Source organism: Saccharothrix sp. ST-888 (assembly GCF_000955975.1).
GTDB lineage: Bacteria > Actinomycetota > Actinomycetes > Streptomycetales > Streptomycetaceae > Kitasatospora.
On sequence record NZ_JYJF01000033.1, the window covers coordinates 36652 to 60313 of the forward strand.

The following is a 23662-nucleotide window of genomic DNA, read 5'->3' on the forward strand; positions in this document are numbered from 1 at the left end:
ACGGGCCCGCACACACCTCCGGTGGATCAGTTGCACCGCCACACTCGGGGGCAGGGTGCAACTGACCCGCGGGGTCCGGCCCAAGGCAGTCGCCTTCCGGATTCGCGCAGTTCCCCGCGCCCCTGAAGACAACCCGCTGCCCCTGTGGCCCCCTGCGCCGCTATGAGGAGGCCTCCCACCGGGCCAGTGGCCAGGCCCGTACCTGCTCGTACCTGGTCGGCCCGTAGCCGAGGGTGCTGTGCATCAGCCGCAGCTCGCCCGCCTCCCACTCGCTCCCCCGGAAGTCCTCCAGGGCCGCCGCCATGCCCTGCAGTTCCCCGGGGGCGGAGCGCCGTACCGCCCGGCTGCGCCCGTGGCTGGACCCGGCGCGGGCCAGCGTCAGGTGCGGGTGGAAGCCGCGCTCGTCGGTCTGCAGGCCGAGCTCGCCGATCCCCTCCCGGACGGACTCCGCGAGCCTGCGCAGGGCCCAGGTCTCGCCGTCCATCCCGGCCCAGAGCACCCGGTCGCCGAAGCAGCCGCCGCCCGCGATCCGCAACCGGTGCGCACCGTTCACGGCCGCCGCCCGCGCGAGCACCTCCTCCAGCTGCGGGACCTCCGTCACCGGGACCTCGCCGAGGAAGGCCAGGGTCAGGTGCCAGCCGTCGACACCCGTCCAGCGCAGCCGGTCCGCACCGGGCAACTCCCGCAACGGCGCCACGGCGTCCGCCAGTTCCTGCACCGCCGACACCGGCGGATCCACTGCCACAAAGAGCCTCATGGCCTCATCCTCCCCGCCGGACCGGCGCTCCCCGCCCCCGACACCCCTGAGCGGTCCCCACCTCGGCCCCACCTCGGCCGACGGCCCGGCCCCGACCCCGACCCGAAAGTTCTTCCGTGCACCGCCCCCGAACGGGTAGAAACGTTCGCATGAAGATTCGCACCGGTGGCCCCGACGACACGGCCGACGTACTGAACCTGCTCGACGGCGCCGTGGCCTGGCTGGTCTCGCTCGGCCGCACCGGCCAGTGGGGCGACCAGCCGTGGTCCAGCCTTCCCGCCGCCGTCGAGCGGGTGCACGCCTACACCGGCGACGCCGACACCTTCCTGGTCCGGCTGGCCGAGGACGAGGAGGGCACCGTGATCGGCTGCTGCGTGGTCTCCGAGCAGGCCAACAAGCACGCCACCGTGGCCGACGAGCGCGAGCTGTACGTGCGCAACCTGGTCACCGACCGCAGCCGCAAGGGGTCTGGCATCGGCGCGGCCCTGATCGCGGACGCCCTGGCGGAGGCCCGGCGCCGGGGGATCGGGCTGGTCCGGGTGGACTGCTACGCCGACGGGGATCGCCGACTGGTCGGCCAGTACCTGGAGTTGGGCTTCACGCCGACCGAAACCTTCGAGGTCGAACAGCCGAGCGGCCTCTGGCGCGGGCAGATCCTGGAGATCAGGGTCTGATCCGGCACCGGAGGCCACCTCACATCCGACTCACCGTCAGCAGGCAGTCGCCAGGCGCTGCTTCGGGATGGTACGCGGAACCACCGCGACGACTCTCCCACCGCGCCCCGGGTGCAGGTCCACCCGCACCCGGAGGTCGGCCACCCGCGCCAGCACCAGGCCGACCACGGCGGCGGCCGCCGCCGACACCACACCACAGGCCAGCAGGCCCAGCCGGGGCCCGTACGCAGCGGTGACCCAGCCGACCAGCGGGGCGCCGATCGGCGTACCGCCCGTGAACACCAGGACCAGCAGGCCCATCACGCGTCCCCGCATCTCGGGTTCGGTGGCGAGCTGGAGCATCGAGTTCACCGAGGTGTTGAAGGTCAGGCCGAAGACGCCGATCAGCGGCAGCAGCGCCGCGAAGGTCCAGTACCCGGGCGCGAAGGCCGCCAGCACCTCCAGCGCGCCGAACAGCAGCGCCGCCAGGACCAGCCTCCGCAGCCTGGGCGCGCCACGCCGCGCGGCCAGCAGCGCGCCGACCAGCGAGCCGACCGCCATCCCGGTGTTCAGCAGGCCGTACTCGCCCGCGCCCACCTTGAACACGTCGTACGCGAAACCCGACAGCACGGTCGCGAAGTTGAACCCGAAGGTCCCGATGAAACCGGCCAGCACCATCGGCCAGAGCAGCTCCGGACGCTCCTTCACATACCGGAGCCCCTCCCGGAGTTGGCCCTTCTCGCGGGCGATCGGCGCGACCGGCCGCAGCTCACTGCCGCGCATCGCCAGCAGGCCGCCGATCACGGCCACGAAGGAGAGCGCGTTGACCGCGAAGGCCCAGCCGCTGCCCACGGCGGCGATCAGCAGACCGGCCACCGCCGGGCCGACCAGCCGCGCGGTCTGGAAGTTGGCCGCGTTCAGGCTGACCGCGTTGGCCAGGTCCTTGGGACCGACCATCTCACTCACGAACGCCTGCCTGGTCGGGTTGTCCACCACGGTCACCAGGCCGAGCAGCAGCGCGAAGGCGTAGACGTAGTAGGGCGTGACGGTACCGCTGACGGTCATCACGGCCAGTCCGGCGGCCAGCAGGCCCATCACACCCTGGGTGACGACCAGCAGGCGCCGCTTGGGCATCCGGTCGGCGAGCACACCGCCGTAGATGCCGAACAGCAGCATGGGCAGGAACTGCATCGCAGTGGTCACACCGACCGCGAACGGGCTGCCGGTCAGGCTCAGCACCAGCCAGTCCTGGGCGATGCGCTGCATCCAGGTGCCGGTGTTGGAGACCACCTGGCCGGCGAAGTAGTAGCGGTAGTTGCGGATCCGCAGGGAGGAGAACATCCCTCCGGGCCGGGTGAAACGCGCCCCGGTCGGGCCGGTCGGGCCTTCGTGGCCGGTCGAACCGGTGCGGCCGCTCGAAGCGGCGGCGTCGGCGGGGCTCGGCGCGGCGGTGGAGGCCGCCGCGGTGCGTTCGTCGGGGTCGTCGTCGCCGGTGCCGGGCAGTCCCACGGGCGTGGGAGCCTGGCTCTCGGCGGAGGCAGCGGTGGCGGCCGCCTGGTCGGTGGTGGAGTCGTCGATTCGGATGGCGGCGGCGCTGACTGCGGCCGGCGGTGTCACGGTGGTCTCCCCTCGGTGCGCGGCGGTCGGCAGGACGATCGCCGCGCGGCTGGTGTCAGGTTTCGGTCCTGCGGTGATGCGGTGCTCCTTCGTTCGGTCCCGATGTGTCGATGTCGACGCGGCTCAGCCCCGGCCCCCGGGCCGGGCGCCGGGCCCGCTCAGAGGTGGGCCAGCTTGTAGAGCACCGGAGCGGCCCCCTTGAGCACCGCCCACTCCTCCTCGCTGAGCCCCTCGGCCAGCTCGGCCAGCCAGGCGTTCCGGCGGCGACGGCTCTCCGCGAGGATCGCGTCGGCCTGCTCGGTACTGCTGACGACCACCTGGCGGCGGTCCTCCGGGTGCGGCTCGCGCTGCACCAGCCCCTTCTCCTCCAGCATCGCGATGATCCTGGTCATGGACGGCGGCTGCACGTGCTCACGCCTGGCGAGCTCGCCGGGCGTGGCCCGGCCGCACCGCCCCAGGGTGCCGAGCACCCCCATCTCGGTAGGGCTCAGCGACTCCTCGACACGCTGGTGTCGCAGTCGTCGGGCAAGGCGCATCGCGGACGACCGCAGCTGGCTCACAGCTGCGAGGTCCTCCTCGGACATCTCGGGCATGTCCTTAGCCTACGTCATTACCCTCGCTAAAGAAAATTGATTACGGCGCGAACGACCGCCCGGCCACCCGTCCCCGCCCTGCCGTCCGCCCTGCCGCCCAGGCCGCCCTACGGGCTGCGGCACGACTCCCCCGCCGGGCCTTTACCTCACGGGGCAAGCCTGGGAATCCCGTGGAGCTTCGCCCACGGCTCGTGTGCTGATCGTGAAGTAACCCCTCTGAACTGGGAGTTCACCGAAAACACCAACCTTGCCCACATCCGGACGCGTCGTTACTGTGCCCGCTGTCAGGAACACGGCACACCGGCATGCACCCCCGTCCAGGGAGTTCCTCTTGGGTCACATCAACCATGCTGTCTACGGCTGGCTGACACCGGCGATCTCGTACGTCGTCGCCTGTATCGGCTCGCTGTTGGCGCTACGCAGTACCCGCTGGGCTCTGCTCACCGAAGGGTCGACCCGCCGGAACTGGCTCACGTTCGCCTCGTTCTCGCTGGGGCTCGGCATCTGGAGCATGCACTTCATCGCCATGCTCGGTTTCACCGTCTCCGGCGTCCAGATCCGCTACAACGTGCCGCTGACCACGCTCAGCCTGCTGGTGGCGGTCGGCGTGGTCGGCGTGGGCATCTTCACCATCGGCTACAGCAAGCGCCCGCTCGGCGCCGTGCTGGCGGGCGGGGTGTTCACCGGCCTCGGGGTCGCGGCGATGCACTATCTGGGGATGGCGGCCATGCGGCTGCCCGGCTCGCTCTCGTACGACCACGTCACGGTCGGGGCCTCGGTCGCCATCGCGGTCGTCGCGGCCACCGCCGCGCTCTGGGCCGCGCTGAACATCGAGGGCACGCTCGCCGTGGCGGCCGCCGCCCCCGTGATGGGCGTGGCGGTCTGCGCGATGCACTACACCGGCATGGCAGCCGTCTCGGTGCACCTCGACCCCGGCCAGGACTCCGCAGCCAGCGGCGTCGTGGCGCTGGAGTTCATCTTCCCGCTCGCGGTGGGACTCGGCACGTACGTCTTCGCCAGCGCACTCGCCTTCGCCGTCGCCCCCAGCAAGAGCGCGAAGCGGCAGCCCGTCCTCACCGGCCGGGCCGCGCCGCTCCGCAGGTAGTCCCGCAACGGCAGGAAGCGATCAGGGGCGCGGGGAACCGCGCGAGGCGGAAGGCGCCGACCGGTACCGGCCCACGCAGGGCGCTACCGCCGGCCGTCCTCCGTCCCGCGCGGTTCCCCGCGCCCCTCGCTCCGTCAGCCCCGGAGGTGCTCCGGCGTGGCAACCGGGCAGACCTTGTGCACGAAGGCCCGGCGGAGCGCGTGGTAGGGCTCGTCCGGGGCCCAGAAGTTGCGCCGCATCTCGGCCAGCTCCTCCTTCCGGTAGGCCGCGAGCGGCTTCGCCGCCTCGTCCTCCGCGCGCTGCCGCTTCTTCTCCAGCAGCCGCGCCTCCAACTCCGGCCCGACCGCCAGCGCTTCGGCCTGCCGCACGGTCCAGGACCGGAACTCGGCCGCGCTGCCGGACTTCGTCCGGTCCACCAGGCCGAGCAGCCGGGCCTGCCGGGTGCCGACCGGCAGCGCGGCCGTGGCCAGCCGGGCCGCCCACTCGCCGCCCACCCGGCGCGGCAGGGTGTACGTCCAGTACTCGGAGCCGTACAACCCCATCAGCCGGTAGTGCGGGTTGAGCACCGCCGACTCCCGGCACCACACCTCGTCCGCCGCGATCGCCAGCATCAGGCCGCCGGCCGCCGCGTTCCCGGCCAGCGCCGCGACGGTGAGCTTGTCGCCGGTGGTGAGGATCGCCTCGACCAGGTCGTCCATGGCGTTGATGTTCTGCCAGGACTCCTCGGCGGGGTCGGCGGCGGCCTCGATCACGTTCAGATGGATGCCGTTGGAGAAGAAGTCCCGGCCAGGCCCGAGCACCAGGACGGAGGTCGGCCGGTCCACCGCCTCCCGGTACGCGGCCAGCAGGCGGCGGCACTGCTCCGTGCTCATCGCCCCGCTCGGGAAGGCGAATTCGAGGTAGCCGACCCGCCCCTCCTCCCGGTAGCGGATCTCCGACCAGGTGTCCCGCCAGGCCGCCGCCACCGGCGACAGCGGCAGCTCCGGCACCTCCGAGAGCAGTCCGCCCAGCACCTGGGCGGCCGGCAGCTTGAAGGTCGCGGGCCCGCCGGGGGTGCGGCGCGGGCGCAGCTGCGGGATCCAGACGGCCCCGTCCACGGTGGCCCGGCAGATCGCGCCGTCCCGGGTGGCGAGCACGGTGCCCGGTACGCCGCGCAGTTCGTCCTCGGCGTGCCCGCCGTGCAGGAAGTACTCACGCCCGTACAGCTCGTCCAGCACGCCGGGCTGCGAGTCCGCGGCCCGCAGCTTGCGCAGCACCGTCCTGGTGTCGTCCACCGCCCAGTCGATCCGCCTGAACTCCTGGGCGTGGTACGGGCGCAGCCGCCCCTGGACGTCCCAGCGTCCGTAGTCCAGCGGCTCGGGGGCGAACCATCCGATCTCGAAGCGCTCGACCGCCAGCAGGACCGCTTCGAGGGCCGCGTCGGAGACCTCGTTGCGGTACAACTCGCTCTTCCCGCAGCGCGGTACGGAGTACGGCACCGAGGCCCAGATCGGCCCGGCGTCCATCTCGGCGACGGCCTGCAGCACCGTGACGCCCCACTGGGACGCCTCCTCGTGGATCGCCCAGTCCAGCGAGGACGGGCCCCGGTCGCCCTTGGGACCGGGATGCACGATCAGCACGGTGTGCTGCGACCAGACGTCCTCCGGTATCGCCCGGGTGAGCATCGGCGCCAGGATCAGCTCGGGCCGGAACCGGGCCACCCCGGCCCGCACCGCCTCTTCTCCGAGAGCGAGTTCGACGCCGACGGCATGGCCCCGGTCCCGCAGTTCGGTGTGAACGCGCTGGGTGAGGCTGTTGAACGCGCTGGCGATCAGCAGGATGCGCAAGGTGCCCTCCGACAGTGGTGTCAGCAGTGCTGTGAAGTCCCCCGGATCTGTCCGTCCCATGGTGCACGCGGGCCCCGACGGCAGTACGCACATCCCGGCATCACGTCGACTTCACATCACCGGGGCGCGCAGCACAGGACACCCGCCCGACCCCGGGCCGGCTCATCCAACCATGGTCATGCACACGCAACAGCCCCCGGATGGCCCCAACTCCCGGACTCTCACCGGGTTCGCACAAATCTCCGACCAATCGCCCGTCCGATCCCCAGAACGATCACCCCTGCGATATCCGCCCGATACCCACCCGACCCCCACCCCGCGCGACGATCACCGGACCACCGGCGCCGGTCGGCCACCGGACGTGAAGCAGTGCCGGGGACCTCCGTCCGCAGGGTGGAGTAGCGTTCGCGCCAGGCCGGCCGGGACGAGGGCTCCGGAACATTGAGGACCGGGTCTCACGGCAGGTCCCAGGCGACGCCCGTGACCGGGGGACGCCCCCGCACACCGCATTCGACCGACCTGCATCGAGGAACAGCGGTTGACCCCGTACTCCCTGGCGTTCTACATGGACGTCGTCGCCACCGGCACCGTGCTCGGCGCGCGCCCGACGGACTCTCCCGATCGCGTCACCGCCATCCTGGGCCCGGACTTCGGTGAGGCCGTCCTCGACGATCACAACATGGTCCGCGACTACGGCCTGACCGAGTTCTTCTGGGATCGCGCCTCCGCCGACCACCCCTGGTCGGGCCACCACTTCACCTTGCAGGTCCACAGGCTCGCCCACCGGAACCGCACGCTCGCCGACAAGACGCTGCGCACCCGCTACGGGCGATTCGCCCCAGGCTTCGGTTCGAGAAGCTGAAGCGCCTGCCGGAGCGGCGCGGCGTCCCCCTGCTGGAAGTCCCGGACCCGGCGAACGCACCGTACTACCGAACGTTCTGGCAGCCGGATTCCCAGGTCGCCGGGCGGGAGCTCCAACTGCCACCGCTCCACCCCGTACCCGGCCAGCAGCCCGTTCAACTCCCGTGCCGCACCGAGCGCTTCACGCCGGCCAGCCACATAGCCCCCGCACCCACAGCCACACATCCGGCGCCAGGCCCTCCACCGGCTCCCCGAAGAAGTCACCATCCCCGTCCAACTGACCGTCAACTCCCCTTGGTCACAGGCCCAGAACGGGAATCCGTGTACGGACATGCCGACAGCCCCGGCACCATCGTCACCGGGCTGACGCCCACCGGGCCACCCCGCACCCGCCAAGGAAAAGGGGTGGTCCGGCAAGTCTTCAGTTGGCTTCACTCAGGCCACCAGCACTCAGCCCACCGCCCTCTCAGCCGGGCGCACGCGCACCGCATGCGGCTCGCCCGACATGGTGAACGTCAGCTCCAACCGCCCATCCCGCTTCAGGAACTCAGCCACCCGCTTCTCCGCGCCTGGCCCGAAGAAGTCCGACCGCCGATCCTCCGCACTCACGCCGACACCTCACCCGGCCGCCGGGGGTGATGCCGGTGCACCGCCACCACCTCACGGCCGACCACGATGAACCGCGCCAGAGCCTTGGCCAAAGCCGGGCCGCAGTAGTAACACCGCAACCTGCCCACCCGGGGCCGCCTGATCACCCTCACTTCTCCTCGATTCCCGCCGGAGGAAGGCAGTTCAGCGCATGGGCCAGGCGTCGCGCCGTAGGGGCCGAGACCCGGCCGGTCGAGGAGGCATGAACGTGGCACGCGCCGAGTACTACGACGATCCCCAGGCCCCGAAACCGAACTCCCTGGTGGTCGCGGCAAGCGCGGTCGTCACGGACGACAGCGGACGCATCCTGCTGCAACGCCGGGGGGACAGCGGGAACTACGCACTTCCGGGCGGAACCATGGATCTCGGCGAGTCGCTGCCGCAGACGGCCGTCCGGGAGGTCCGCGAGGAGACCGGGCTGGAGGTCGAGATCACCGGGGTCGTCGGCACCTACACCGACCCAGGGCACGTGATCGCCTACACCGACGGTGAAGTACGCCAGCAGTTCAACATCTGCTTCACGGCCCGAGTGACAGGCGGATCACTGGCGATCTCGGACGAGTCAACGGACCTCCGATTCGTCGCGGTCGGCCAGCTCGACGACCTGCCCATCCACCACACGCAACGACTCCGGCTGGACCACTTCCTCGACCATCGGGAACACCCTTATCTGGGGTAGCTCAGCCGTAGCTGCCCGGGAACGTTCGAGCCCTCCCCCGGATCTCGGAGGAGGGCTCGAACGTTGCGGACGCGGGTTCGGTCAGGAGAGACCGAGGGCCGGCATCAGGTAGTAGAAGGCGAACACCGCCGCCACCGCGTACAGCGCGACCGGCACCGACCGTCCGCGACCGGCGGCCAGGCGCAGGATGCAGAAGGTGATGAAGCCGAAGCCGATGCCGTTGGTGATCGAGTACGTGAACGGCATCATCACCATGGTCAGGAAGGCCGGGATGGCGATGGTGAAGTCGCTCCAGTCGATCTCCCGGATGGAGTTCGCCAGGATCAGGAAGCCGACCGTGACGAGCGCCGGGGTGGCCGCCTGGGCGGGGACCATGGTGGCCAGCGGGGTGAGGAACAGGGCGACCAGGAAGAGCCCGCCCGTGACGATCGAGGCGAAGCCGGTACGGGCGCCCTCGCCGACGCCCGCCGTGGACTCCACGAAGCAGGTGTTGGCGGAGGAGGAGGTGGCCCCGCCGAGGGCGGTGGCGACGCCGTCGACCATCAGGATCTTGTTGATCCCGGGCAGGTCGCCCTTCTCGTCCAGCAGGTGCGCCTCGTCGGCGACACCGAGGATGGTGCCCATCGCGTCGAAGAAGCAGGACATCAGCACGGTGAAGACGAAGAGCACCCCGGTCAGCACACCGACCTGGTGGAAGCCGCCGAACAGGCTGACCTTGCCGACCAGGCCGAAGTCCGGCGCGGCGACCGGGTTCCCCGGCCAGGCCGGGACGGTGAGACCCCAGTGCAGGGCCGGGATCGTCGCGATCCTGTCGATGACGACCGCGACCAGCGTCATGGTGGCGATGGAGATCAGGATGGCGCCGGGCACCTTGCGGATCAGCAGCACCAGGGTGAGCAGCAGGCCCAGGATGAAGATCAGCACCGGCCAGCCGTTGAGGTGACCGTTACCGCCGAGCTGGAGCGGGACGGTGGTGTGGGCGGCGTCCGGCATCCGGCTGACGAAGCCGGAGTCGACCAGGCCGACCAGGGCGATGAACAGGCCGATACCGATCGCGATGGCCTTCCGCAGGCCGAGCGGTACCGCACTCATCACCCGCTCGCGCAGGCCGGTGGCCACCAGCAGCATGATCGCGAAACCGGCCAGCACGACCATGCCCATGGCGTCGGGCCAGGTCATCTTCGGTGCGAGCTGGAGGGCGACGATGGTGTTGACGCCGAGTCCGGCGGCCAGGCCGATCGGGACGTTGCCGATGACACCCATCAGCAGGGTGGTGAGACCGGCGGTGAGGGCGGTCGCCGTGACCAGCTGGCCACTGCTCAGATGGGTGCCGTTGAGGTCCGTGGCACTGGCGAGAATGATCGGGTTCAGCACCAGGATGTACGCCATGGTGAAGAAGGTGGCGACACCGCCGCGGATCTCGCGCGGCAGGCTGGAGCCCCGCTCGGAGATCCGGAAGTAGCGGTCCACGGCGCCCTTGGGGGAGAGCGCGGCGTCCTGGGGAGGCTCGGGCGACTTGGAGGTCGGCTGGGCCAGCGGAGACATACGGGTGGTCCTCATCGGGTGGGGGCGGAGGAGGAGGGGTACCCGGTGCGACGGTGGCCGGGTCCGCCGGGAGCGCCGCGCGGTCAAGGCAACACGCCGGAGCTAACCGGAGCCTCAAGTATGTGTTCCTCGGTCGTGCACGCGCCATCTTCGCGCGTAGAAGGCATCCCTTACGATCACCGGCCGGTCGGCAGCCGGTCACCGGTGGCCAGGCAGCCGATCACCGGTGACCGGCTGGCCGAAGATCGGACCGCCCACCCGCCTCTCCTCCTCCCGACCGCCTCCCCCGTACGCTTGGGGCCATGCCCAAGACCCCGCTGCGCCCCTCTCCTCCGCCGCTCGAAGCGAACGACGTCATGATCGTCGGCAGTGGCACGGTGCTGTGGTTCGTCGCCTTCCTGGTGCTGCTGCCGTTCCACAGCACGCTGGACCGGAACGGGCACGGCAACTGGCCCTGGATCTGCCTGGCCGGCGGCTGTCTCGGGCTGATCGGGCTCTGGTACTGCCGCGCCCGCCGGGACGCCATCAGGCGCAGCGAGGCGGCCGCCCAGGACACCGAGCCCCCCGCCACTCGGTTGGACTGAATCGCCCCACAGGGGGGCGCATCGGACAAATCGCCCGCCTACAGTCGGTCCCATGACGCATCCGGCGGACGAGACAGCGGACCCGACCGGCCAGGGTCAGACAGCCCCGGGCGCCCACTCCTCCGGTCTCGGCCCCCGCCACCGGAGCGGGTTGACGGCGGCGGAGGTCGCCGACCGGGTCGCGCGCGGCCAGGTGAACGACGTACCGGTCCGGTCCAGCCGCTCGGTCCGCGAGATCGTCCGGGCCAATGTGTTCACCCGCTTCAACGCGATCATCGGCATCATGTTCGCGATCATCCTGGTCGTCGGGCCGATCCAGGACGGGCTGTTCGGCCTGGTGATCGTCGCCAACACCGGGATCGGCATCATCCAGGAACTGCGCGCCAAGAAGACGCTGGACAGCCTGGCGCTGATCGGCGAGGCCAGACCGCAGGTCCGCCGGGACGGCGCCGCCCGGCAGATCGCGGTGGCCGAGATCGTGCTGGACGACACCGTGCTGCTCGGCACCGGAGACAAGGTCGTGGTGGACGGCCTGGTCACCGAGGCGGACGGTCTGGAGATCGACGAGTCCCTGCTCACCGGCGAACCCGACGCCGTACTGAAGCACCCGGGCGACCCGGTGATGTCCGGCAGCTTCGTGGTGGCCGGGGCCGGCGCCTTCACCGCGACCAAGGTCGGCCGCCAGGCGTACGCGGCGCAGCTGGCCGAGGAGGCGACCCGGTTCACCCTGGTCCGCTCCGAGCTGCGCAGCGGCATCAACAGCATCCTGCGGTTCATCACCTATCTGCTGGTCCCGGCGGCGATCGGCCTGATCGTCAGCCAGCTGGCGGTGGAGCGGCACGACTGGCGGGAGGCCGTCCGCCGGATGGTGGCCGGCATCGTGCCGATGGTGCCCGAGGGCCTGGTGCTGCTGACCTCGGTGGCCTTCGCGATCGGCGTGGTCCGGCTGGGGCGCCGGAAGTGCCTGGTGCAGGAACTGCCCGCGATCGAGGGCCTGGCCCGGGTGGACACCGTCTGCCTGGACAAGACCGGCACCCTCACCGAGGGCGGCATGGACGTGGTCGAGCTGCGCCCGCTCGCCCCGGCGCCGGCCGCCGCCGACCCGGGCAGTTCCGCTCCGGGCACCGCTGCCCCGGGCACCGCCGCCCCCGACGAATCCCGGCTCCGGCGCGCCCCGGCCGAACCGGCCGCACTGCGGCAGGCGCTCGGCGCGATGGGCCGCGCGGACGCCCGTCCGAATCCGTCCATGCGGGCCGTGATCGACGCCTACGGCGGCCCGGACGGGGAGGACGGCTGGCGGGTGCTGGAGGCCGTGCCGTTCTCCTCGGCCCGCAAGTGGAGCGGGGTGCAGTTCCTGGAGCCGCAGGGCACCGAGGCCAGCTGGCTGCTCGGCGCGCCCGACGTCCTGCTGCCTGCGGACCACCCCGCCCTGGGCGAGGTGGACGAGCTGGGTGCCAAGGGCCTGCGGGTCCTGCTGCTCGGCCGCTCACCGCTCCCGCTGGACGCGCCCGACCCGGCGGGGCAGCTGGACCCGCTCGCCCTGGTGGTGCTCCAGCAGCGGCTGCGCGAGGACGCGTCCGCCACCCTGCGGTACTTCGAGAGCCAGCGGGTCGAGGCCAAGGTGATCTCCGGCGACAGCGCGGTCTCGGTCGGCGCGGTCGCCTCCCACCTGGGTCTGCCGGGCGCCGAGCACCCGGTGGACGCCCGTACGCTGCCGAGCGGGTCCGCCGAGCTGGCCGAGGTCGCCGACCGGACCACGGTCTTCGGCCGGGTCACCCCGCAGCAGAAGCGCGACCTGGTCGGCGCGCTCCAGGCGCGCGGGCGCACGGTGGCGATGACCGGCGACGGCGTCAACGACGTGCTGGCGCTCAAGGACGCCGACATCGGTGTGGCCATGGGGTCGGGCAGCGAGGCGACCCGGGCGGTGGCCCAGATCGTGCTGCTCGACGACAGCTTCGCCACCCTGCCCTCGGTGGTCGCCGAGGGCCGCCGGGTGATCGGCAACATCGAGCGGGTGGCCAACCTCTTCCTGGTGAAGACCGTCTACTCGGTGCTGCTGGCCCTGCTGGTGGTGATCTGCCACGTGCCGTACCCGTTCCTGCCCCGGCACTCCACCGTGCTCAGCTCGCTGACCATCGGCATCCCCGCCTTCTTCCTGGCCCTGGCGCCCAACAACGAGCGGGCCAGGACCGGATTCGTCCGGCGGGTGCTGCGGCTGGCGGTGCCGGGCGGCGTGATCGCCGGTACGGCCACCTTCACCGCGTACATGCTGGCGCGGGCCGACCACGCGACCGGTCTGAAGGCCGACACCAGTGTGGCCACCCTGACCCTCTTCCTGGTGGCGATGTGGGTACTGGCGATGGTGGCCCGGCCCTACAACTGGTGGCGGCTGACGCTGATCGGCACGATGGCGGCGGCCTTCGCGCTGGTCCTGTGGGTGCCGTGGCTGTCCGGCTTCTTCGAGCTCTCCCTGGTGGGCACCCGGGACCCGTTCGTCGGCGTGGGCATCGCCGTGATCGCGGGGATCCTGCTGGAAGTCGTCTGGCGCTTCATCGTCCGCCGGACCGACGCGCCCTGACCCCCGCCGGCATCCCACTAAACATCAACCGGACCCAACCCAGCCCCCGTTCGCGCAGTTCCCCACGCTCCCGAGGGTTACCCCTCGCCCCGGATTGGAAGGATCCTGTGGGAACAAGGGGGCGCGATGGCGGAGCGGGACGGGGACCTGGAGGCGTTCATCGCCTTCTGCGGCGGGCTGGTGGTGACGCTGCTGGTGCTGCTCAGCCTGTGGCTGGTGGCCGGCGGGTCGGAGACCAGCGAGCCGAGGTGGTGGCTGGTGCTGGCGGCCGCCGCCGGGCTCGGGACCACGGTACTGACGTACCACCGGCTCCGAGCCCAGCGCGCGGCTCAGGACTCGAAGTCCCGGGCGGCCAGCAGCTCGTAGGCCCGGTCGGGCTCGGCGAGGGCGGCCAGGATCTCGAAGCGGCGGTGCCACTGCCCGACCGACCAGGCCAGCCCGGCGGCCAGGCCCTCGGGGGTGGCGGCGTGCAGCAGTCCGGGCACCGGCGGCACCTCGAACTCGTCGTCCTCGTCGGCCGCTTCGGTGTCCTCGGGGTCGTACGGGAGCTCGGGTGCGGTGGCGGCGGTGTCCCAGCGCCAGCCGATCGCGGCCTCCTCGCCGTCCGGGCCGACCACCAGCAGGTCCTCGTGCTCCTCGTACACGGCGGGGCAGCCGGGCAGCAACTCCCGTACCACGGCCGGGGTTCGGTGCAGGGTGCCCTCGGAGAGGACCCGGCCGCCCGCGACCTCGCTGGCCAGCGAGACGTGCAGGCGCTCGGCCAGCTCGGCGGCCCGCTCGGGGGCGACGGGCAGCACCGGGTGGTCGTGCAGGAGCTCGACCAGGTCGGGGGCGTCCGCGACGACCGCGTCGGCGGCGTCCACGATCACCGTGCCGTCGGGGCGGCGGCCGGTGTCCGCGTCCAGCGGCGGAACGGCCCGTACCTCGTCCAGCGGCTCGACCCGATCGGCCGGAAGCGCGGCCAACGCACTGTAGACGCCGTGCAGTTGGCGGTGCGAGACGCGCGAGGACGGGTCGACGAGGCGGTCCAGCAGCTCGTCCGGCCCGTGCGGCTCGGCGAGCAGCGCGGCCAGCGTGGTGCGTACGCCCAGCGCGTGCAGGAAGGGCTCGTCCAGGCCGGTGCGGGCCTCCTCGTAGAGGCCGCGCAGCAGCGGGTCGGCCCCGGCCGCGCGCAGCCCGGCGGGCTCGCGGCCGCCGAGCACCGGGTGGTCGCGCAGCCACCAGGCGGTGTACGGCGGCAGGTCGGTGTACGAGCCGTCCGGCAGCAGGGTGCGCACCGGGTTGACCACCGCGTCGCGGTACGGCGGACGGGCCAGCAGCGCGAGCGCCTCGGGCCAGGCGTCGTCGTCGATCAGGTCCAGGTCGCGGACGGCCAGCAGCTCGGCGGCGACCGGCGGTACGCCCAACTCCCCGCCGTCGTCGATGTGCAGGGCCTCCAGGGCGTCCTCGCACCATTCGGCGAGACCGTCCGGGGCCTCGTCCAGCAGGCCGGTGGGACGGCCGCCGGCGGCGCGGTCGGCGGGGGCGGTGGGGTCGAGCCGCTCCAGGTCGTCCGGGTCGAGCACCACGTCCTCGGCACGGACCAGCACGAAGGTGCTCAACGCGCCTGCTGCGGCGAGAACTTCGGCTCCCCAGCGCTCCAGCAGGTCCTCGTCCACGTACCCGGCGTCGTCCTCGCGGGCCAGGGCGGCGAGCGGGCTGTCGGGGAGGATCAGCTCACCGGCGCGGGTGAGTTCGCCCTCGTCGTCGGGGAGGGCGAGCCGGGCCAGCCAGGGGTGCTCGCCGGGCGTCGCCTCGGCAGCCTTGACCAGGGCCAGGACGGCGTCCGCGAGATCGACGGCGGCGTCGAAGTCGTCCTCGCCGAGTTCCAGCGAACGGGCGACGGCGGCCCGCACCTCGGGGGTGTCCAACACCCCTGCGGGGGTTGCGGTTCCGGCGCCGAGCCGGGCCAGCAGCGGGTGGGCGGCCTCGGGGTGGGCGAGGCGCAGGTCGAGCATGCCGAGGGCGTCGGCGAGGGCGTCGGGGTAGCCCTCGTACCCGGCCCAGTCGGCGGCGTCGGACGGCAGCAGGACGCGGCGCGGCCCGGTGATCGTACGGCCGTCGGCGAGCGGGACCGGCAGCGCGCCGAGCGCCTCCGGATCGGCCCCGGCGAGCGCCGCGTACAGGTTGCGCCACCAGGCGGGTTCCCGCTCCAGGCCGCCGAGTTGGTCCACCACCTCGGCCAGCGGCACCCGGCGCACCCCCAGCACCCGCAGCTCGCTGCGGCGCTCCAGCCCGGCCGGGAGCAGCCCGGGGAAGATCGGGGCGAGCGCCTCGACCACCGAGTGGTCCGCGCCCTCCAGCAGCGTCGCGTCGCGCGGACGGAGCGCGGGCGTGCCCTCCTCCACCGGCGCCGGGTGCGGCAGGAACGGCGTACCGGGGAGACGCCCGATGATCGCCGAGCGCAGCGCGTTGTCCAGCGCGCCCTGCCCGAGCGGCCCCGGCACCAGCGAGAGCGAACCGAGGTCCGCGCCCCGGGCGCGCAGCAGGTCGGTGTACGCGTCGGCGGCCCGCTCGGTGAGGAAGTCGGTCAGCGGTCCCGGCGCGACATGCCGCCGGGTCGGGTCCAGCGGGTACCCGGCGATCAGCAGGGCGGGCACGCCGAGGGGCTCGTCGCTCGGGGTGGGGGCGTGCACCACCGGCAGGGTGCGCAGCGGCTGCGGGGCCCCGTCCGCGCCGACCGGGACCGCCCAGGTCACCGTCCAGTACGGGCGGGCCCGTTCCTCGGTGGGCCGGTCGGCCAGCAGCTCGGGGGCGGTGGCCCCGGCGAGGGTGACGGTCTGCCAGACGGTCTCGGCGCCGTTGTCGGTGAGGGTGACGGTGGTGATGCCGTCGGGCCGCTGCGGGGCGGCGGCCCGGGTGAGCGTACGGGTGCCGTCCGGGGTCTCGACCACCACCTCGGCCAGACCCGGGAGGGTGAGCAGCAGGGCGTCGTCGATCTCGGCGAGCAGCCGGCGGGTCAGGTCCTCGGCGGCGGTGTCGCGCAGCGGCAGCACCACCACCGTGTCGTACCCGGCGGGCGCGGCCCCCTCGGCGGGGAACGGCAGCCGCAGCAGCGGGACATGGCCCTCGCGGCGGCGCAGCTCCTCGGCCAGCTCGGTCCTGGCCTCGCTGAGCGCGTACGCCTCGGCCAGCGACCAGCGGACGCCGCCGTGGGCACCCAGCACGGCGGGCTCGTCGGTGACGGCGAGCACGGCGGAGAAGCCGACGCCGAACCGGCCGACGGTGGAGGAGTCCTCGGGGCGCTCGGCGCGCTTGGCGGAGGCCCGCAGGGTGGAGAGCGACTCGACCGCAGTGGCGTCCAGCGGCGCGCCGGTGTTGGCGGCGGCGAGGGTGCCGTCGCGCAGGGTCAGCCGCAGCCGTCCGGGGGCGGCACCGGCCCGTGCGGCGGCGTCGGCGGCGTTCTGCGCCAGCTCGACGATCAGCCGGTCGCGGTAGCCGCCGAGGGCCAGCTCCTCCTCCGCGTTGGCGTCCTCCCGGAACCGTGCGGGTGCGGCCGTCCACGCCTGCAGGACCCGGTGGCGCAGCCCGGCCGTGTCGAAGACATCGGGGGCCTGTTCGTCCGTACCGCTGCCGATGATCCGAGGCTCCACTGGCCTTGCCGCCTTCCGCCGTCTGCACCCTGCCCTGCGTACGGTGGGCATTCTCCCCCGCCCAGCCCCCTCCCACCGACCAGGGCTCCCTCAGCGCAACGGGGCAACGCCCCCAGGGGCGCAAGGAACTGCGCGAAACGGACGACACGGACCCGTACCGGACCTCGGGGAGCACGGTGCACCGCCCCACCGGACGCGAGCGGGGTGCAGCTCTGCCCACCGGGCGCGGTTCACGGCAGCAGCCTTCCGAATTCGCGCGGTTCCCCTCCGTGCAGTTCCCCGCGCCCCTGTCGGCTCACCTCGGAAGCCGGGCTCAGGAGTGGCCGAGCTCCTCGGCCGGGGCGTCCGGCTCGACCGAGCCGCTGGAGCGGTCGGGGTGCAGCTGGAGCGGCTCGACCTTCAGCTCGTCCAGGATCAGCTCGGACGGCACCGGCGGAGCCGGCAGCACGGCGGCCTCCGAGTGCCCGCCGCAGCCGTAGGCGAGCGAGACCACCTGGCCGTCCGCCGGACCGAACTCGTTGCCGCAGATGCCGAACGCCTGCCCGAGCGAACCGCCGATCGGCACCAGGAAGCCGCAGCTGCTGCAGTGCGCCGGTGCGGCCTGTGCCATCGGCGTCTGCGGACCGTACGCGGTCTCCCAGCGGTCCGCGGCCAGGTGCAGGCCGAACCGGGACAGCACGCGCGGGCGGCCCATGCCGAGCTCCTCCGCGACCGCGCCGATCTCGGCCCGGGCGGGCGCGGGCTGGACGCCGGTGTCGGCGACCACCACGTCCTCCTCGGCGGCCAGCGCGACCGCGGAGTTCGGGGCGGGCTCGTCCTCGCCGGTCCAGCCGGGCTCCAGGCGCAGGTCGTCGGCGCCGGTCGGCAGCAGGTCGCCGGGGCCGAGGTCGCCGGGGCGCAGCCGCTCGCTCCACGGCACCCACTGCGGGGCGAGCACCGCGTCCTGGCCGGGCAGCAGGACGACCTCGTCCAGGGTGACGTTCTTGGCGCGCGGCGCGCGGGCCACGGTGACGGCCCAGTGCCAGCCGCGGTAGGCGGCGTCCAGGCACTCGAAGGTGTGGGTCACCACCCGGTCGGCGTCCGCCTGGGCCCCGAGGTGTGCGCCCACGATCTCGGCGCCGACGGCGTCGTCAGCGGCCTGGCGGGCGAGTTCGACGGCCTCGGCACAGAGCCGGTCGGGGGTACGGCTTCGCATCGCAGCACTCACGGCGTCGATTCTCTCCCAGTTCTGTTGCCTGCGGTCCATGGCCGACGGTCCATGGCCGTCGGTCCCTTGCCAGCGTTCCGTCGCCCGCTCCGCGCGGTCGTCCGTCGCGGTCGTCGGTCGCGGTCGGATTCGGAGAGCTCTCCGGGAGATGCTCCCGAAAGAAGGCTCCGAGAACCTTCACCGGACCATGCCGCGAGTTCCGGCCCCGCTGGGTACCGTGCTCCCATTCTGCGCGACTCGGCACCCTCGTGGGGACCGACCGCGCCGCCCACCGGGTTGCGCACCCGCGATGTGCAGGCTACCCGCCGGTCGGCCCCCTCCGACAGTCCGGTGCCCAGCTCCTGACAGAGCCGCGCCGATTGGCACCGGTTCCCTCGTACGGTGGGGGTTTGTCGGGCAGGATGACGTACGTGGCGGACGAGACCCCGTCGCAGCACGCACTGCACGACCAGCAGGCCAACGGCACCCCGGGCCGGGCCCCGGAGCCGGCCGGCGTGCCGCGACAGCAGCTCCAGGTCCCCCCTGCGGACGGCGCCGAGCCGCAGCCGGAGGACGGATCCGCCCCGCCCGCAGTAGATCTCCCGCCCTCGCCGCCCGCCGCTACCCCGGTCGTACCTGAGCCGCCCGCGCCCGAGCCGCCCGCGCCGGTGCCGTTCGCGGGCGAGCCGTTCGCGGGCGAGCCGTTCGCGGGCGAGCCGTTCGCGGGCGAGCCGTTCGCGGGCGAGCCGTTCGCGGGCGAGCCGTTCGCCGGCGAGGACGAGCCCTTCGCGGGATTCGACCGGCGCCGCAGCCTGCTGGTCCGTGGCGCCTCCGCCGCCGGGCTGCGCACCGGTCGGCTGGTGCACGGCACCGGCCGCCGGATCCGCCGGGCGACGGCCGCCGAGGGGGCGGGCGAGTCGGGACTGGCGAAGCTGATCGAGCTGCACGCGCTGAACTCCTTCGGCGACATGCTGATCACCATCGCGCTGGCCTCGACCATCTTCTTCTCGGTCCCGACCGGCGAGGCCCGCGGCCGGGTGGCGCTCTACCTGCTGATCACCATGGCCCCGTTCGCCCTGCTGGCCCCGGTGATCGGCCCGCTCCTCGACCGGATGCCGCACGGCCGCCGCACCGCGATGGCGATGTCGATGCTGGTCCGCGCCGTCCTGGCGTGGACCATGGCCGGCACGGTCGCCGACGGCGGCCTCGCGCTCTACCCGGAGGCCCTCGGCGTCCTGGTGGCCTCCAAGGCGTACGGGGTGGTGCGCAGCGTGGTGGTGCCCCGGCTGCTGCCGCGCCGGCTGTCGCTGGTGAAGGCGAACTCGCGGGTGACCCTGGCCGGACTGCTGGCCACCGGCCTGGCGGCGGGCCTCGGCGGACTGCTGCACCTGATCGGGCCCGGCTGGCCGCTGCGCGGGGCCTTCCTGGTCTTCGTCATCGGCACCCTGATGGCCTTCCACCTGCCGCACGAGGTGGACTCCGCCAAGGGCGAGCAGCGCGCCGTCCTGCACGCCGACGAGGAGTGCCCGGCGCTGCCCGACGGGATCACGGTGCTGCCGGAGAAGGCGACCCTGCGGACCGTCGGCCCGTCGGTGATCCTCGCCCTGCGCGCGATGGCGACGCTGCGCGCGCTGGTCGGCTTCCTGGTGATGTTCCTGGCCTTCCTGCTGCGCGAGGACCCGGTGGGCGGCCTCGCCCCGACGGTGAGCCTCGGCATCGTCGCCCTCGCGGCCGGGACCGGCAACGCGTTCGGCTCGGTCCTCGGTTCCTGGCTGCGGACCAGGGGCTCGGAGGCCACCGTGACGGTGATGCTGCTGCTGGCCGCCCTGGCCGCCGGGGCGGCGGCGCTCTGGTACGGCCTGCCGACGGTCGCCGTGGTGGCGGGCGCGGCCGGGGTGGCCGCCTCGCTCGGCAAACTGGCCCTGGACGCGCTGATCCAGCGGGACGTCCCCGAGGCGGTGCGGACCTCGGCCTTCGCCCGCTCCGAGACGCTGCTCCAGCTCGCCTGGGTGGCGGGCGGCGCGGTCGGCATCCTGCTGCCGCTGGACGGCGTACTCGGCCTCTCGGTGGCCGCCGGGCTGGTCGGCCTGATGCTCCTGTGGACCGTACGGGCGCTCCTCAAGGTCGGCCTGCGCGGCCCCGCGGCCCGCCCCAGGGTCGCCTAGGCGGCCGGTGGCCCGGGCCCGCGCGTCACGGAAGCCTCCGCCGTGTCCCGACCGCCCCCGTCGGCCTCCGGAGAGCTCCGTTCCCCGGTTCGGCCGCCCGACCAGCGGCACATGACACGGGCGGGGGAGACTTGGCCACCCGCGCGCACCTTGATCGGCGCTGCCCGGTAGATTCATGCCCATGAGCCTCAGCACCCGTGTCATCGCCGCCGTCGGCGCCGTTGTCGTGATCGGCGCCGGCACGGTCGTCGGTTCCGTCGCGTACGCCAGCAACCAGGGCAAGCCCGAGCACCCGCTGGCCACCCTGGTGGTCGGCCGGTCCTCCATCCACGCCGGGCCGACCTGCTACAACGACGGCAAGCCGCTGAACAAGGACGCCATCGCCAAGTGCCAGGCCGACGCCAAGAAGGCCGGCGACGCGGGCGACCTGCCGTCCTCCGACGTGACCAGCAGTGACCGGATCGGCGTCGGCGTCGACCCGGGCGTGGCCGACAAGGGCTGGTGGGCCGCGACCGACGGCGGCCAGGGCCAGGCCCAGATCGCCTCGCTGCGCACCGGCTCGACCTTCTCCGGTCTGCAGACCGCCTCCGCGCTGCTCTCCACCAGCTCCGAGAACACCCGGGTCACCGTGGTCGAGAACGACGCGAAGACCGGCGACATCATCGCCGCCTGGTTCTTCGACCTCAAGAACAAGGACTTCGTTCCGACCGCGCAGTGACGCGGCGTCCGTCCGACGACCAGCAGCCGGGAGCGCAGGCCGCCCGGCTGCTGGTCGTCGTCGCCGTTCCCGCCGAGGCCGAGGCCGTACTGCGCGGACTGGGGGACGGTGCCGTGACACTGCCGGTCCCCGGTGGTGAGCTGCACCGCGCCGAGCACGCCTGCGGGGTGCCGGTGGACGTGCTGGCCGGCGGTGTCGGCCCGGCGGCCGTGGCGGCGGCCACCGCGAGTCTGCCCTGGCTGCACCGGTACGAGCTGGTGGTCTCGGCCGGGATCGCGGGCGGCTTCGCCCCGCACGCGCCGATCGGGTCCGTCGTGGTCGCCGACCGGATCGTGGCCGCCGACCTGGGCGCGCAGACTCCCGAGGGCTTCCTGGACGTCGCCGAGCTGGGCTTCGGCAGCGTCCACCACACACCGGTGCCCGCAGCCGTCGGCCTGGCCGCCGAGGTGCTCGGCGCCGCCCGCGGCACCGTGCTGACCGTCTCCACGGTCACCGGCAGCGCCGAACGGGCCGCCGAGCTCACCGCCCGCCATCCGCGGGCGCTGGCCGAGGCGATGGAGGGCTTCGGGGTCGCCGAGGCCGCCGCCCGGCACGGGGTGCCGGTGTTCGAACTGCGGACCGTCTCCAACGCCGTCGGCCCGCGCGACCGCTCCGCCTGGCGCATCGGCGAGGCCCTCGGCGCGCTGGAGCGGGCCTTCGCCCACCTGCCGTACCCGGAACTGCTCCAGGAGGTCGGACATGGCTGAGCCGCTGCGGATCGCCTACTCCCCCTGCCCGAACGACACCTTCGTCTTCCACGCCTGGGCGCACGGCCTGGTCCCCGGCGCGGCCGCCCCCGAGGTGACCTTCGCGGACATCGACATCACCAACGGCCTCGCCGAGCGCGGGGAACTGGACGTACTGAAGATCAGCTACGGACAGCTGCCCTGGGTGCTGGACGAGTACGCGCTGCTGCCCTGCGGCGGGGCGCTGGGCCGGGGCTGCGGGCCGCTGGTGCTCACCCGCGAGCCCGGTACGGACCTGACGGGCCGCCGGGTCGCGGTGCCGAGCGAGCGCTCCACCGCGTACCTGCTGTTCCGGCTCTGGGCCGCCAAGGCGGTGCCCGGCGGGTTCGGGGAGATCGTGGTGCTGCCGTTCCACGAGATCATGCCCGCCGTCCGGGACGGGCGGGTGGACGCCGGTCTGGTGATCCACGAAGCCCGGTTCACCTACCAGCAGTACGGCCTGCACAACCTGGCCGACATGGGCGAGGCCTGGGAGCAGGAGACCGGCCTGCCGATCCCGCTGGGCGCGATCATCGCCCGGCGCTCACTGGGCGCCGAGCGGCTGCGCGAACTCAGTGCGGCGATCCGCACCTCGGTCGCGCTGGCCTGGGAGAACCCGGCGGCGTCCCGGCCCTATGTGCTGGCGCACGCCCAGGAGATGGACCCGGACGTGGCGGACCGGCACATCGCGCTCTACGTCAACGAGTTCACCGGCGACCTCGGCGAGGCCGGATACGCGGCCGTGCACGGCCTGCTGACCCGGGCCGCCGCCGAGGGACTGGTACCGGCGATCGACCCGGGCGCACTGGCCTTCTGAGCCTGCCTTGGCGGTGGCCCGCTCAGACGTCGAACTGGTCGGCCACCGCCCGCAGCAGCACCGCGAGCTTCTGTCCGGCGGGCTTCGCGGGGTAGCGGCCGCGCTGGAGGCCGGGCAGCACCGCGTCCAGCGTGGTGATCAGATCCTGCACGATCGGTGCCATGTCGTCGGCGCTGCGGCGCTGGGCGACGGCCACCGAGGGCAGCGCCTCCAGCAGGGTGACGGCCATCGCCTGGTCGCCCCGGTGGCCGGCGACCACGCCGAACTCCACCCGCTGCCCGGGCCGGAGCGAGGTGACCCCGGCGGGCAGCGCCTTGGTGTGGACGAAGACGTCCCCGCCGTCGTCGCGCGACAGGAAGCCGAACCCCTTCGTCTCGTTGAACCACTTGACCTGGCCGGTGGGCATCTCGAAAAGTCCTCGGTGTGGGTGCGGGGCGATCTCGGCGCCGAGGCCGGCGATCACCGGGTGGATGGCGAGCCGACCGCACGGACAAGCGGGCCGGACTCGTTCTGCAGACTAATGATCCGTCAGCGGCTCAACCGCTCACCGCGGGCCAGGGAGTTGCCTGGGGCCCCGCGCCCGGGATCCGTGCGCCGATGGTGCGTGCGCTGGTGAGGCATCGGCCGCCGCCCCGGGCCTGGCGCGGCCAGGGCGCGGCATCGCGCTGTCCATGGCTCACACCCCCGTTGGGAAAGCGGGGCGTCCGGACGGCCCCGTGCGTTGGCTGCATACCCTGGTCAACGGGAGGCCGAAACTCCCAGTTCCCGAGGAACTGCACGCAGTGACGGAGGTGTCCGGCCGCCGGAAGTCCGCCGAGGAGTCCGGATTCTGAGCTCAGGCCGACAGGCACATGGGGGGTGGGTGAAGATGGGGGGTGCCCCCGGCCGGAGGCTGGGGGAGGTCGAGGGCCGAGTCTGGGCGGTGCCGACGTGG

Annotated in this window: 19 protein-coding genes; 11 read left to right on the forward strand and 8 right to left on the reverse strand. The window is 73.1% G+C overall.

What is annotated here, in order from left to right; all coding sequences use genetic code 11:
* Positions 1 to 160: 160 nt before the first annotated feature.
* Positions 161 to 757, reverse strand: a complete 597-nt coding sequence (gene thpR, locus UK12_RS13615) for an RNA 2',3'-cyclic phosphodiesterase (protein ID WP_045303179.1) — start codon at positions 755 to 757, stop codon at positions 161 to 163.
* Positions 758 to 906: 149 nt separating this feature from the next.
* Here thpR and UK12_RS13620 point away from each other — a divergent pair, with 149 nt between their 5' ends.
* Positions 907 to 1431, forward strand: a complete 525-nt coding sequence (locus UK12_RS13620; protein WP_197084828.1) for a GNAT family N-acetyltransferase — start codon at positions 907 to 909, stop codon at positions 1429 to 1431.
* Positions 1432 to 1467: 36 nt separating this feature from the next.
* Here UK12_RS13620 and UK12_RS13625 read toward each other — a convergent pair whose 3' ends face one another.
* Both UK12_RS13625 and UK12_RS13630 read right to left on the reverse strand, forming a co-directional pair.
* Positions 1468 to 3027 (reverse strand): MFS transporter, encoded by a 1560-nt coding sequence (locus UK12_RS13625; protein WP_197084829.1) that lies wholly within the window; start codon positions 3025 to 3027, stop codon positions 1468 to 1470.
* Positions 3028 to 3185: 158 nt separating this feature from the next.
* On the reverse strand, positions 3186 to 3620 hold the full coding sequence (locus UK12_RS13630; RefSeq protein ID WP_045303181.1) for a MarR family winged helix-turn-helix transcriptional regulator: 435 nt from the start codon (positions 3618 to 3620) through the stop codon (positions 3186 to 3188).
* 331 nt (positions 3621 to 3951) lie between these two features.
* Here UK12_RS13630 and UK12_RS13635 point away from each other — a divergent pair, with 331 nt between their 5' ends.
* Entirely contained in the window at positions 3952 to 4725 is a 774-nt protein-coding gene (locus UK12_RS13635; protein WP_045303182.1) for an MHYT domain-containing protein, read from the forward strand.
* A 134-nt stretch (positions 4726 to 4859) separates the two neighbouring features.
* On the opposite strand, the gene UK12_RS13640 is transcribed toward UK12_RS13635, so the two are convergent.
* Positions 4860 to 6551 carry a hydrogenase maturation protein gene (locus tag UK12_RS13640; protein WP_045303183.1) on the reverse strand — a complete coding sequence of 564 codons (1692 nt, stop codon included), beginning with the start codon at positions 6549 to 6551 and terminating at the stop codon, positions 4860 to 4862.
* A gap of 538 nt (positions 6552 to 7089) precedes the next feature.
* On the opposite strand from UK12_RS13640, the gene UK12_RS13645 reads away from it, so the two are divergent.
* Both UK12_RS13645 and UK12_RS13650 read left to right on the forward strand, forming a co-directional pair.
* Complete coding sequence (locus UK12_RS13645; protein WP_197084830.1) at positions 7090 to 7413, forward strand: hypothetical protein; 324 nt, start codon at positions 7090 to 7092, stop codon at positions 7411 to 7413.
* Between the two features lie 849 nt (positions 7414 to 8262).
* On the forward strand, positions 8263 to 8739 hold the full coding sequence (locus UK12_RS13650; protein ID WP_331386648.1) for an NUDIX domain-containing protein: 477 nt from the start codon (positions 8263 to 8265) through the stop codon (positions 8737 to 8739).
* 81 nt (positions 8740 to 8820) lie between these two features.
* Here the strand turns inward: UK12_RS13650 and UK12_RS13655 are convergent, their stop codons facing one another.
* The gene (locus UK12_RS13655; RefSeq protein ID WP_045303184.1) at positions 8821 to 10284 is read right to left on the reverse strand and encodes an NCS2 family permease; all 1464 of its coding nucleotides are present in this window, start codon (positions 10282 to 10284) and stop codon (positions 8821 to 8823) included.
* Between the two features lie 302 nt (positions 10285 to 10586).
* On the opposite strand from UK12_RS13655, the gene UK12_RS13660 reads away from it, so the two are divergent.
* The 3 genes from UK12_RS13660 (at position 10587) to UK12_RS13670 (ending at position 13812) form a co-directional block, all read left to right on the forward strand.
* Positions 10587 to 10868: a DUF2530 domain-containing protein gene (locus UK12_RS13660; protein WP_045303185.1), complete on the forward strand. Its 282-nt coding sequence runs from the start codon at positions 10587 to 10589 to the stop codon at positions 10866 to 10868.
* A gap of 52 nt (positions 10869 to 10920) precedes the next feature.
* Positions 10921 to 13446 (forward strand): HAD-IC family P-type ATPase, encoded by a 2526-nt coding sequence (locus tag UK12_RS13665; protein WP_082119584.1) that lies wholly within the window; start codon positions 10921 to 10923, stop codon positions 13444 to 13446.
* A 126-nt stretch (positions 13447 to 13572) separates the two neighbouring features.
* Positions 13573 to 13812, forward strand: a complete 240-nt coding sequence (locus tag UK12_RS13670; protein ID WP_045303187.1) for a hypothetical protein — start codon at positions 13573 to 13575, stop codon at positions 13810 to 13812.
* On the opposite strand, the gene UK12_RS13675 is transcribed toward UK12_RS13670, so the two are convergent.
* Entirely contained in the window at positions 13776 to 17078 is a 3303-nt protein-coding gene (locus UK12_RS13675; protein ID WP_082119585.1) for a sacsin N-terminal ATP-binding-like domain-containing protein, read from the reverse strand. The two genes, UK12_RS13670 and UK12_RS13675, sit on opposite strands and share 37 nt — an antisense overlap.
* A 313-nt stretch (positions 17079 to 17391) precedes the next feature.
* On the reverse strand, positions 17392 to 18285 hold the full coding sequence (locus tag UK12_RS13680; RefSeq protein ID WP_231591190.1) for a DUF3027 domain-containing protein: 894 nt from the start codon (positions 18283 to 18285) through the stop codon (positions 17392 to 17394).
* 410 nt (positions 18286 to 18695) lie between these two features.
* Between UK12_RS13680 and UK12_RS13685 the strand changes: the two genes are divergently transcribed.
* The 4 genes from UK12_RS13685 to UK12_RS13700 all read left to right on the forward strand — a co-directional run bounded on the left by UK12_RS13685 (position 18696) and on the right by UK12_RS13700 (position 22728).
* Positions 18696 to 20429 carry an MFS transporter gene (locus tag UK12_RS13685; RefSeq protein ID WP_197084832.1) on the forward strand — a complete coding sequence of 578 codons (1734 nt, stop codon included), beginning with the start codon at positions 18696 to 18698 and terminating at the stop codon, positions 20427 to 20429.
* Between the two features lie 181 nt (positions 20430 to 20610).
* A complete protein-coding gene (locus UK12_RS36575) occupies positions 20611 to 21147 on the forward strand; it encodes a hypothetical protein (RefSeq protein WP_052681858.1) in 537 nt (178 codons plus the stop codon).
* Entirely contained in the window at positions 21144 to 21893 is a 750-nt protein-coding gene (locus UK12_RS13695) for a futalosine hydrolase (RefSeq protein WP_045303189.1), read from the forward strand. The genes UK12_RS36575 and UK12_RS13695 overlap by 4 nt, the downstream gene beginning before the upstream one ends.
* A complete protein-coding gene (locus tag UK12_RS13700; RefSeq protein WP_045303190.1) occupies positions 21886 to 22728 on the forward strand; it encodes a 1,4-dihydroxy-6-naphthoate synthase in 843 nt (280 codons plus the stop codon). Before UK12_RS13695 ends, UK12_RS13700 begins: the two co-directional genes overlap by 8 nt.
* A gap of 22 nt (positions 22729 to 22750) precedes the next feature.
* Here UK12_RS13700 and UK12_RS44390 read toward each other — a convergent pair whose 3' ends face one another.
* Entirely contained in the window at positions 22751 to 23134 is a 384-nt protein-coding gene (locus tag UK12_RS44390) for a cold-shock protein (RefSeq protein WP_045303191.1), read from the reverse strand.
* Between the last annotated feature and the right edge of the window lie 528 nt (positions 23135 to 23662).

Coding starts and splice junctions, on each gene's coding strand:
- thpR (WP_045303179.1), bottom strand. CDS start 757: ATGAGGCTCTTTGTGGCAGTGGATCCGCCGGTGTCGGCGGTGCAGGAA.
- UK12_RS13620 (WP_197084828.1), top strand. CDS start 907: ATGAAGATTCGCACCGGTGGCCCCGACGACACGGCCGACGTACTGAAC.
- UK12_RS13630 (WP_045303181.1), bottom strand. CDS start 3,620: ATGCCCGAGATGTCCGAGGAGGACCTCGCAGCTGTGAGCCAGCTGCGG.
- UK12_RS13650 (WP_331386648.1), top strand. CDS start 8,263: ATGAACGTGGCACGCGCCGAGTACTACGACGATCCCCAGGCCCCGAAA.
- UK12_RS13655 (WP_045303184.1), bottom strand. CDS start 10,284: ATGTCTCCGCTGGCCCAGCCGACCTCCAAGTCGCCCGAGCCTCCCCAG.
- UK12_RS13660 (WP_045303185.1), top strand. CDS start 10,587: ATGCCCAAGACCCCGCTGCGCCCCTCTCCTCCGCCGCTCGAAGCGAAC.
- UK12_RS13665 (WP_082119584.1), top strand. CDS start 10,921: ATGACGCATCCGGCGGACGAGACAGCGGACCCGACCGGCCAGGGTCAG.
- UK12_RS13670 (WP_045303187.1), top strand. CDS start 13,573: ATGGCGGAGCGGGACGGGGACCTGGAGGCGTTCATCGCCTTCTGCGGC.
- UK12_RS36575 (WP_052681858.1), top strand. CDS start 20,611: ATGAGCCTCAGCACCCGTGTCATCGCCGCCGTCGGCGCCGTTGTCGTG.
- UK12_RS13700 (WP_045303190.1), top strand. CDS start 21,886: ATGGCTGAGCCGCTGCGGATCGCCTACTCCCCCTGCCCGAACGACACC.
- UK12_RS44390 (WP_045303191.1), bottom strand. CDS start 23,134: ATGCCCACCGGCCAGGTCAAGTGGTTCAACGAGACGAAGGGGTTCGGC.